This is a genomic window from Eudoraea chungangensis (assembly GCF_029360665.1).
In the GTDB taxonomy this organism is placed as follows: Bacteria; Bacteroidota; Bacteroidia; order Flavobacteriales; family Flavobacteriaceae; genus Eudoraea; species Eudoraea chungangensis.
Window position 1 is genome coordinate 714,826 of record NZ_JARDUB010000003.1, and the last position, 10,428, is coordinate 725,253.

5 protein-coding genes are annotated in these 10,428 nt (G+C 38.7%); 3 read left to right on the top strand and 2 right to left on the bottom strand.

All coding sequences use genetic code 11. From position 1 onward, the window contains the following. Window positions 1-10 precede the first annotated feature (10 nt). A complete protein-coding gene (locus tag PXG98_RS10070; protein ID WP_276390759.1) occupies window positions 11-1,243 on the bottom strand; it encodes a Glu/Leu/Phe/Val dehydrogenase dimerization domain-containing protein in 1,233 nt (410 codons plus the stop codon). A gap of 277 nt (window positions 1,244-1,520) precedes the next feature. Here PXG98_RS10070 and PXG98_RS10075 point away from each other — a divergent pair, with 277 nt between their 5' ends. The 3 genes from PXG98_RS10075 (at window position 1,521) to PXG98_RS10085 (ending at window position 8,971) form a co-directional block, all read left to right on the top strand. After that, window positions 1,521-2,663: an acyl-CoA dehydrogenase gene (locus PXG98_RS10075; RefSeq protein WP_276390760.1), complete on the top strand. Its 1,143-nt coding sequence runs from the start codon at window positions 1,521-1,523 to the stop codon at window positions 2,661-2,663. A gap of 325 nt (window positions 2,664-2,988) precedes the next feature. Then, on the top strand, window positions 2,989-7,497 hold the full coding sequence (gltB, locus tag PXG98_RS10080; RefSeq protein ID WP_276390762.1) for a glutamate synthase large subunit: 4,509 nt from the start codon (window positions 2,989-2,991) through the stop codon (window positions 7,495-7,497). A 7-nt stretch (window positions 7,498-7,504) separates the two neighbouring features. Next, window positions 7,505-8,971, top strand: coding sequence for a glutamate synthase subunit beta (locus PXG98_RS10085; RefSeq protein ID WP_276390763.1), 1,467 nt, complete (start codon window positions 7,505-7,507; stop codon window positions 8,969-8,971). 21 nt (window positions 8,972-8,992) lie between these two features. Here the strand turns inward: PXG98_RS10085 and PXG98_RS10090 are convergent, their stop codons facing one another. Next, a complete protein-coding gene (locus PXG98_RS10090) occupies window positions 8,993-10,234 on the bottom strand; it encodes an MFS transporter (protein ID WP_276390764.1) in 1,242 nt (413 codons plus the stop codon). Window positions 10,235-10,428: the final 194 nt, after the last annotated feature.

Here is a 10,428-nt window from a genome sequence, read left to right on the forward strand (position 1 = left end):
ATGGTTTTATTTAGATTAGTTGCTTCAATGCAATTTCAAATGCAGTTTTACTTAGGTCTTTTTTCGAATCATTTTCCTTAAAGATATTCAAAATAGCTTTCCCTATGGTATCCGAAGTGTCATTAAAAATCATTTCGTCATCCATAGCTACTCTTCGCTCCATAAAATACGCAAAAACTCTGGCCATTCCACAATTTGAAATAAAATCTGGAATAAGGCTTACACGTTCATCCGTGTATTCCATAATAGGGCCAAAAAATATTTCAGAATCAGCAAAGGGGACGTTTGCACCACAAGAAATAACTTCTAATCCCGTGTCGATCATAGCAGAAATTTGCTCTTGAGTTATCAACCTCGAAGCCGCACATGGGGCAAATATCTCGGTAGGCAAACTCCAGATTCGATTATTAATCTCTTCAAAAGGAATCATTTTGTCCGCATCAGCAATTAAAGTATTCCCTTTTTTATGGAGAAAGAAGTCCTTTATTTCTTCAAAAGAAAAACCATCTTCATTAATTACACCGCCAACCCTATCAATTATTCCTACGATTTTGGCTCCCATCTGTGCTAAGTAAAATGCCGCGGCAGAACCTACGTTTCCAAAACCCTGGACTACTGCTCTTTTCCCAATAACCGTTCCTCCATAAATATCATAATAGTGTTTAATGGCTTCCGCAACGCCAAAACCAGTAATCATATCCGCTATGGTATACTTTTTTGCAACATCAGGAGAGTAATTAGTATTCTCGATAACCTTTATCACGCCCAACCTCAGTTGGCCAATTCTATTTATTTTATCGGCCTCCGTTGGTTTAAAGTGACCGTTAAAAACACCTTCCTGTGGGTGCCAGACACCCACATCCTCCGTTATTGGAATAACTTCGTTAATTTCATCAACATTTAAATCTCCTCCCGTACCATAATAACTTTTTAATAATGGGGAAACAGCTGCATACCAACGTTCCAATACTCCCCTTTTTCTAGGATCGTGAGGATTAAAATTAATCCCCGACTTTGCTCCTCCGATGGCCGGGCCAGATACGGTAAATTTTACTTCCATGGTTTTGGCCAAAGAAAGTACTTCATTCCTATCCAGGCCTTCGCGCATTCGCGTTCCACCGCCGGCTGCTCCACCTCTTAAAGAATTAATAACTGTCCAACCTTCGGCTTCGGTTTCCGGATCCGTCCAATGAAAAACAATTTCCGGGGCTTTTTTCTCGTATTTATTTAAAAGATCTTTCATAGTTGGATTAAAAACGGAGATTTTTTTAGGAATAAATCCTTCCAAAAAACGCTTGTTCAGCAGAAATAATGCTTCCTGCAATTTTGAAGCGTAGGGCGTAAAAAAATACCTCTCACAAATATAAAAATATTGTAATGGTATCAAAGGAATTCTATCTTTTGTTCTGGGAGATAATGCAAGTATTTTCCCGATTTTAAACTTCGCTTTTTTTTTAGGAAGAACCTAAAAATAAACTTAGAACTTTATCTTTGCATAAGAAATATTTTAGAAAAATACTATGGACTTTTTGATTAGCGAGGAGCAAAAAATGATTAAGCAAGCAGCGAAAGATTTTGCCGAATTAGAGCTGCTTCCGGGCGTTATTGAAAGAGATGAGAACCAAGAGTTTCCGGTAGAGCAGGTTAAGAAAATGGGAGAACTGGGTTTTATGGGGATGATGGTAGACCCAAATTTTGGAGGTAGTGGCTTAGACACATTGTCTTATGTCTTGATGATTGAAGAATTATCTAAAATAGACGCCTCTTCTTCTGTAATTGCTTCTGTTAATAATTCATTGGTTTGTTGGGGAATTGAAACCTTTGGTTCAGAGGCACAAAAAGAGAAATATTTAAGACCATTGGCTACAGGGCAAAAAATTGGGGCTTTCTGTCTGTCAGAACCCGAAGCTGGTAGCGACGCAACTTCTCAAAAGACAATGGCCGTAGACAAAGGCGACCATTATATTTTAAACGGTACAAAAAATTGGATTACCAATGGAAATTCAGCAAGTATCTATTTGGTAATTGCGCAAACATATCCAGAGAAAGGTTATAAAGGAATCAATGCCTTAATCGTTGAAAAAGCTTCCCCGGGATTTGAAGTAGGTCCTAAAGAGAATAAACTAGGAATACGTGGCAGTGATACGCATTCTCTAATATTTAATGACGTTAAAGTTCCAAAAGAAAATAGAATTGGTGCGGATGGCTTTGGTTTTAAATTTGCCATGAAAACTCTTTCCGGAGGAAGAATTGGAATCGCAGCCCAGGCCTTGGGAATTGCTGAAGGTGCATATGAATTGGCCAAAAAATATGCACAGGAAAGAAAGGCCTTTGGTACAGAAATAGCTAATCATCAAGCCATTAGGTTTAAATTAGTAGACATGCATACCCAGATTGAAGCTGCAAGACTACTGGTTTACAAGGCAGCAAAAGAGAAGGACGAAGGAAAAGACTATGTTTTATCCAGTGCCATGGCAAAGCTCTATGCTTCTAAAGTAGCTATGGATACGGCTGTTGAAGCCGTACAAATTTTCGGCGGTAATGGATTTGTGAAAGAATACCACGTGGAGCGTATGATGAGAGATGCAAAAATTACGCAGATATACGAAGGTACATCTGAGATTCAAAAATTGGTTATTTCCCGTGAGATTTTAAAAAAGTAGCGTTAATTTATGTTACTTAAAAAGTATACCCCTAAAAATTTAGGGATAATTTGTTTATAATTAAATTTATCAATAAAAGATCCCCCCTTTTTCTACAATATCATAGACTATAATTTGTATTTTTAAAACTACACCCCTATAATTCTTAGGTCTACCTTTGTTTTCAAACCCTGTTTGTTATTATCTCAATTTATTAGACCCAAATTTCACAAATTAGATATTTTTAAGCTTTCTATTACAAACGTTGAATTTATTGTTGGATATCTATATAAATGGTATAGATATTTCAATTATATTGATATTTTTGAGAAAATACCATAATACTATGAGTCTAAAAAAACAAGGTCTTTATTTACCAGAATTTGAACATGATAATTGCGGAGCAGGGTTTATATGCAGTCTAAAAGGTGAAAAGTCTAACGATATAATTCACAAGGCCCTGGAGATTCTGGATAAATTGGAGCATAGGGGTGCAGTGAGTGCCGATGGGAAAACTGGAGACGGTGCCGGAATCCTCATAGACATTCCTCATGATTTTTTTGTACAAGAATGTTCTTTTGAACTTCCGAATATTGGAGACTATGCAGTGGGGAATATTTTTCTTCCAAAGAAAGTAAATCAGCAAGATTACTGTATTTCCGTTTTCGAAGAAAATATTAAGAAGCAAGGATTAACACTTTTAGGTTGGCGAAATGTTCCAGTTAATAAATCAATTCCCGGTAGGATTGCCGGAGAGACAGAACCCTTTGTAAAACAGCTTTTCGTAGGCAAAAAAGAGGAAGACCAAAGTGATTTTGATTTCAATCGAAAACTTTATATCGCACGAAAAATAACGGAACATAAACTTATTAATTCTAAACTTTCGGAAAGTAAGTTTTTCTATGTCCCCAGTCTGTCTACTAAAATCATAATCTTTAAAGGGCTTTTAATGCCCAATGATATAAAGCTCTATTTTACAGACTTGATGGATGCCAGAGTAGTAACCAGATTGGCATTAGTACATCAACGTTTTTCTACCAATACCTTTCCCACATGGGATTTAGCACAACCCTTTAGATATATGTGCCATAATGGGGAAATAAATACCTTGAGAGGTAATATCACCCGAATGAATTCTCGGGAAGCTCTTTTAAAAAGTGATCTTTTTGGGGAGGAAATAAAAAAAATTCTTCCTGTTATACTACCAGGAAAATCAGATTCTGCAACGATGGACATGGTTGTGGAATTATTGTTGATGACTGGCAGGTCTTTGCCAGAGGTAATGATGATGCTGGTACCTGAGGCTTGGGAAAAAAATAATGAAATGTCCGATACTAAAAGAGCCTTTTACGAGTATAACTCCTGCATCATGGAACCATGGGACGGACCAGCTTCCATTCCATTTACGGATGGGAGCTATATAGGAGCTGTTTTAGACAGAAATGGATTAAGACCCTCCCGCTATTCAGTGACTAAAGATGGCTATGTTATAATGTCTTCAGAAACCGGAGTGGTTGAAATTGATCCGGAAAACATAGAACACCATGGGAGGTTAGAACCTGGCAAGATGTTCCTTGTGGATATGGAAGCCGGTAGAATCATAAACGACGAAGAAATTAAAGAAAGAATTGCGGAAAAACATCCCTATAAAAAATGGGTAGATGAAAATTTAGTGCACCTAAAAAATATTCCTTATAACGATTGCCCTCTCTTTCTTGACGAAGCCTCTTTAGAAAAAAGGAAGGCTGTATTTGGATATACCCTGGAAGATATAAATACGATTATTCTTCCGATGGGCCAGTATGCCAAGGAGCCCATAGGATCTATGGGAGCAGACACCCCAATAGCGGTCTTATCGGAACGCCCTCAATTATTATACAATTACTTTAAGCAATTATTTGCACAGGTAACCAACCCGCCTCTTGATGGTATAAGAGAAGAAATGATAACCGATATCTCCCTAACCTTGGGAAGTGATCAAAACATATTTGATATTACTGAATTAAACTGTAGAAAACTCAAGATACAGAATCCTGTTATCTCCAAGGAAGATCTAGACAAGATTAAAAACCATGATGCCAGCCCAGATTATAAAGTTGTTTCTATTCCCATACTTTATGAAATAAATCGAGGACACAACGGACTGGAAGAGGCACTGGAAGCGGCTTTGAGAAAGGCAGAAAAAGCAATAGACGAAGAGGCAAACATTATTATTCTCTCCGACAGGGGCAGTGATAAGGATAAAGCGCCAATTCCTGCCTTGCTTGCCTGTTCGTACGTTAATAGCGGCTTACACAAATTAGGAAAACGCTCTAAATTAAGTATTATCATCGAATCTGCAGAACCAAGAGAGGTACACCATTTTGCTCTATTATTTGGTTTCGGTGCTAGTGCAATTAATCCTTATTTAGTAAACGAAATTATAGCAGAACAAATTGAAGAAAACGATATTACGGAGTTTACCTTTGATGAAGCCATCAAGAATTACAATAAAGCTATTGGCAAAGGGATATTAAAAGTAATGAACAAGATTGGGATCTCTACCCTCAATTCTTACCGCAGTTCCCAATTATTTGAGTGTATAGGAATTAATACCAAGGTAGTGGATAAGTATTTCCCAAATACACCTACACGAATTCAGGGAATAGGTTTATATGAGATTGAAAAAGAAATTGCAAAGCGGCACAAAAAAGCTTACCAGGACCAGCATGTTGCTGCTAATCTGGATCTAGAAATTGGAGGGGATTACCGATGGCGCCGGGATGGTGAAAAACATATGTTTAATCCTATCTCTATTGCTAAGCTTCAAAAATCTGTCAGAAATAATGAGCCCGACACCTATAAAGAGTTTTCTGAGATGGTCAATAAGCAATCCGAAAACCTAATGACCATCAGAGGGTTATTCGAATTTTCTAATTACGATCCTATACCTATTGAAGAAGTAGAGCCTTGGACAGAAATTGTAAAGCGTTTTAAAACTGGGGCAATGTCTTACGGTTCCATAAGTAAAGAAGCGCATGAGAATTTAGCTATAGCCATGAATAGAATAGGCGGTAAAAGTAATTCAGGCGAAGGAGGGGAAGATGCAGAGCGTTTTTACAAAAATCAAACAGGGGATTGGCGCAATAGTGCTATTAAACAAGTAGCTTCGGGTAGGTTTGGCGTTACTTCTAACTATTTAACCAATGCACAGGAGATTCAAATTAAAATGGCTCAAGGTGCGAAACCAGGAGAGGGTGGTCAATTACCTGGCCCAAAGGTAAATCCGGCTATCGCTAAAACAAGGAACTCTACACCTTATGTTGGCCTCATCTCGCCCCCACCACATCACGACATTTATTCGATTGAAGATCTGTCTCAATTAATCTACGACCTTAAATCGGCAAATAGAGCCGCACGCGTAAATGTAAAATTAGTGTCGGAAGTAGGTGTGGGAACTGTAGCCGCCGGAGTATCTAAAGCAAAGGCAGACGTAGTTCTTATTTCTGGTTTTGATGGAGGCACGGGTGCCTCCCCATTAACATCTTTGAAACACGCCGGACTGCCTTGGGAACTTGGAATAGCCGAAGCTCAGCAAACTTTGGTGTTAAACGACCTCAGAAATAGGATTGTCTTGGAATGTGACGGGCAGCTGAAAACTGGGAGGGATGTAGCCATAGCCTGTTTATTGGGAGCAGAAGAATTTGGATTTGCCACTGCTCCGCTGGTAGCCTCTGGATGCATAATGATGCGGGTATGCCATTTAAATACCTGTCCGGTAGGAATTGCTACACAGAATCCGGAACTAAGAAAGAAGTTTAACGGCAAACCAGAACACGTAGTAAACTACATGTATTTTGTAGCGCAAGAATTACGTGAGATTATGGCACAACTAGGCTTCCGAACCGTAAATGAAATGGTGGGGCAGGTACAAAAATTAGACAGAAACAAGGCCATAGAACACTACAAAGCTGCCGGGATAGACCTAACACCAATTCTACATGAAATAGACGTTCCCAAAGGGACCAAATTATTCAATACACAGAAACAGAAACATCATATTGAAGAATCTATAGAATTTGAAATTATTGAAAAAGCACATCCTGCTCTTTTTCGAAAAGAAAAAATTAGCTTAGATTTTCCAATAAAGAATACGGATAGGGCTGTTGGTGCAATAATAAGTAATGAGATTTCAAAAATATATGGTGCAGAGGGTTTACCCGATAATACCCTAAAATTAAACTTCACCGGATCCGCTGGTCAAAGTTTTGGAGCTTTTGCCACCAAAGGATTAACCATGGTAGTAAACGGTAATACCAATGACTACTTAGGCAAAGGGTTATCAGGAGCAAAATTAATTATTAAGGTTCCATATAAATCTACTCTGCAACCGGAAGAAAATGTAATCACCGGAAATGTAACCCTATATGGAGCTACTACGGGCGAGGCATATATCAATGGGAAAGCCGGGGAGCGATTTTGTGTTCGTAATTCCGGAGCTAAGGCTGTAGTAGAAGGAATAGGGGATCATGGCTGTGAGTATATGACCGGAGGAATAGCAGTTATTCTTGGCGAGGTGGGGCGTAATTTTGGTGCAGGCATGAGCGGAGGGATTGCTTATGTTCTCGACGCAGAGGAAAATTTTGCGAAAAGATGCCAACAGGATGGGTTAAACTTATTAAGTGTTGAGGAAGACAAGGATATAGCAGAACTTAAAAGTCTTGTTGAGAAGCATTACAACGCCACTTTGAGTCCGCTTGCCCAAAAGATACTGGAAAATTGGGAAGTATATCTACCGAAATTCATTAAGGTCTTACCGGAAGAATACAGACAGGCATTAATACGCTTGGAAAATGAAAAACTTGAAACAATATAATTAACTTATGGGAAAGATAACTGGGTTTTTAGAGTATGACAGAAAAGTAGAGTCTTACATTCCTGTAAAGGATCGAATTCAAAATTTTAAAGAATTCACACGCCCGCTAAAGGAAAAAGAAATTAAGAATCAGGGAGCTAGGTGCATGGATTGCGGTATACCTTTCTGCCATAGTGGCTGTCCCTTAGGAAATCTTATTCCCGATTTTAATGATGCGGTATATAGAGGTAAGTGGGAAAAGGCAGCAGAAATTTTACATGCTACAAATAATTTTCCCGAATTTACCGGCAGGCTTTGTCCGGCTCCATGCGAAGAAGCATGTGTATTGGGTATTAATGAAGACCCCGTATCTATTGAGAATATTGAGAAGAACATAGTTGAAACTGCTTTTAGCAAGGGATGGATCGTAGCCTCACCTCCAGAATATCGCACAGAAAAAAAGATTGCCGTTGTTGGGTCAGGTCCTGCCGGTTTAGCGGCCGCTCAGCAATTAAATAGAGCTGGGCATTGGGTTACTGTCTTTGAGCGAGATGAAAAAGCAGGAGGGCTACTGCGTTATGGAATTCCAGATTTTAAAATGGAGAAAAACGTAATAGACCGCAGACTGAAAATATTAGAAGAAGAAGGCATTACATTTGAACTTGGGGTAGAAATTGGTAAAGACATTAAGGCCAATGATTTAAAGAAAGACTTTGATGCAATTGTACTATGTGGAGGGGCAACCATTAGAAGAAAACTACCCATAAAGGGAGCAGATCTAAAAGGAGTTGTACAAGCAATGGATTTTCTATCTCAAAATAATAGAAGAGTGGATGGCATGTCCTTTGAAGGAGAAGATATTTTAGCGACCAACAAAAATGTGGTGGTAATAGGCGGTGGGGATACTGGTTCTGATTGTATAGGAACTTCCATCCGACAAGGGGCCAACTCTGTGTCGAATTTTGAAATTTTAGGAAAGGCCTCCGAACAGCGCACTGAGGATCAACCTTGGCCATTTTGGCCCATGAAACTGAGGACCAGCTCTTCTCACAAAGAAGGAGCACATAGGTTTTTTAGCATCTCAACAAAAGAGTTTGTAGGTGATGAAAATGGTAATTTAAAAGGTCTGGTCACGGTTAATGTAGAATGGAAAAAAGTTCCCGGAGAACGACCTATTTTAAAAGAAATTGAAGGAACCGAAAAAGAATGGCCATGTGAACTAGTACTATTAGCAATGGGTTTTACCGGTTCTGAAATGACCATTGCAGAGCAATTGGGACTGGAAGCCGATGCGAGAACGAATATCAAGGCCTCGGTAAAGAATTATCATACCAATGTTCCTGGAATATTTGTGGCAGGAGATCAACGGAGAGGTCAATCCTTAATTGTTTGGGCCATTTCGGAGGGGAGACAGGCTGCACATCACACAGACAAGTATCTAATGGGCCAATCCAATCTTCCTTTAAAGGGTGAAGGTGATTTACCCCGTCTATAAATTGCAGTACTAGCTGAGGTTTCATTTAATTGGCAGTGTTTTATTTTTAATTATTGGTTTTGCCCAGAAACTAATACTAAGTACAAATAATAGAGCCACAAAGTTTAGTAACATCCCAATTTTAAGGGAGGTAAAATCACTTACTAGGCCAATTAGCAATTGTACTACAGCACCACCCATGATACCTGTCATTAAAATCCCTGCGAAAGACCCATGGTTTTCTGTTACCGAGTTAAGGGCCAGGGATAAAATAATTGGATACATCACCGACAAAAATATTCCACATAGTTGGAAACTATAGTAGGAGGTCTGTGCATTTCCAAATAATGCAAGTGCCAGGGAAACCATGGCACAAATTGTAAATACTCTTAAGACTAACTTACTGTCTAACAATCGTAATAAAACTAGTCCAAATAAGCCTCCGAGGGTCATGTATCCCCAAAAATTTCCTACTGCCTCCGCACCAAAAGTTTCAAAATCGAATTGATGATAGACCTGCAAATATTTAGACATCCAATAGGAAATACCTTGTTCCACACCAACATAGGCAAATATTCCGAGGAAGTACAGTATTACCGTTTTATTAGAAAACAAAGCCAGATAAGAGGCACGGCTACCTACTTTCTCATCGCTTTTAAGTTCTACATTTGGAAAGTGAAAAAGTGTAATTACAAAAATCATCACCAGGCTTGCCAGAGCAAAAAGCCAATACATAGAGCTCCATGCCATATCCGGTAGTAGCATTCCTTTGAGGCTTCCCAAAAGCCTATTATCTGCAGATGCTGTGCTCTCAAAATAGGTTACCATTACCGAATAAACTTTTGGACTAACAAAAGAAGCTGCTCCAAAGGTGAGTTGCGCTAAAACAGAGGTAAATGCGTAGTTTTCTTCTCCTCCTGCCACTCTTAAAAGCGGATTTATTACCACTTGTAGTATTGCCATACCAGTTCCTATGGTAAAAAGGGTAACAAGAAATACAGGAAAAGTAGGTATTAGTACGAATAAAAAAGACCCTAATAAAGCCAATAGGAATGCAAAAATCATCAACTTTTTTTCCCCAAATTTTTCTAGCATAAAACCAGAAGGTATAGACATAATACCGTAGGCAATAAAAAAAGTAAAGGGTAAAAATCCAGCCATTGTCTCACTAAGCCCAAAACTTATTGACACGCTAGGATTTAAGGCCCCCAGTATATTCGTAAGGAAGGATATAACAAAAAAAGTAAGGAGGATTAAGAATACAATGGGGTAATTGGTTTTCATAAGAGCTAGGCTAGAATTAAATAAAATACTAAAAAACGTATAATAGCATCTAATATATAATTCTTGAATTTACGTTTTTCTCTTGTTAGTGGGGCAAAAAAAAAGCACCTATCGTTAGATAAGTGCTTTTCGAAGAAGGCGGCGGCCTACTCTCCCACCAGTTACGGCAGTACCATCGGCGCAGACGGGCTTAA

Coding starts and splice junctions, on each gene's coding strand:
- PXG98_RS10085 (WP_276390763.1), top strand. CDS start 7,505: ATGGGAAAGATAACTGGGTTTTTAGAGTATGACAGAAAAGTAGAGTCT.
- gltB (WP_276390762.1), top strand. CDS start 2,989: ATGAGTCTAAAAAAACAAGGTCTTTATTTACCAGAATTTGAACATGAT.
- PXG98_RS10075 (WP_276390760.1), top strand. CDS start 1,521: ATGGACTTTTTGATTAGCGAGGAGCAAAAAATGATTAAGCAAGCAGCG.
- PXG98_RS10070 (WP_276390759.1), bottom strand. CDS start 1,243: ATGAAAGATCTTTTAAATAAATACGAGAAAAAAGCCCCGGAAATTGTT.
- PXG98_RS10090 (WP_276390764.1), bottom strand. CDS start 10,234: ATGAAAACCAATTACCCCATTGTATTCTTAATCCTCCTTACTTTTTTT.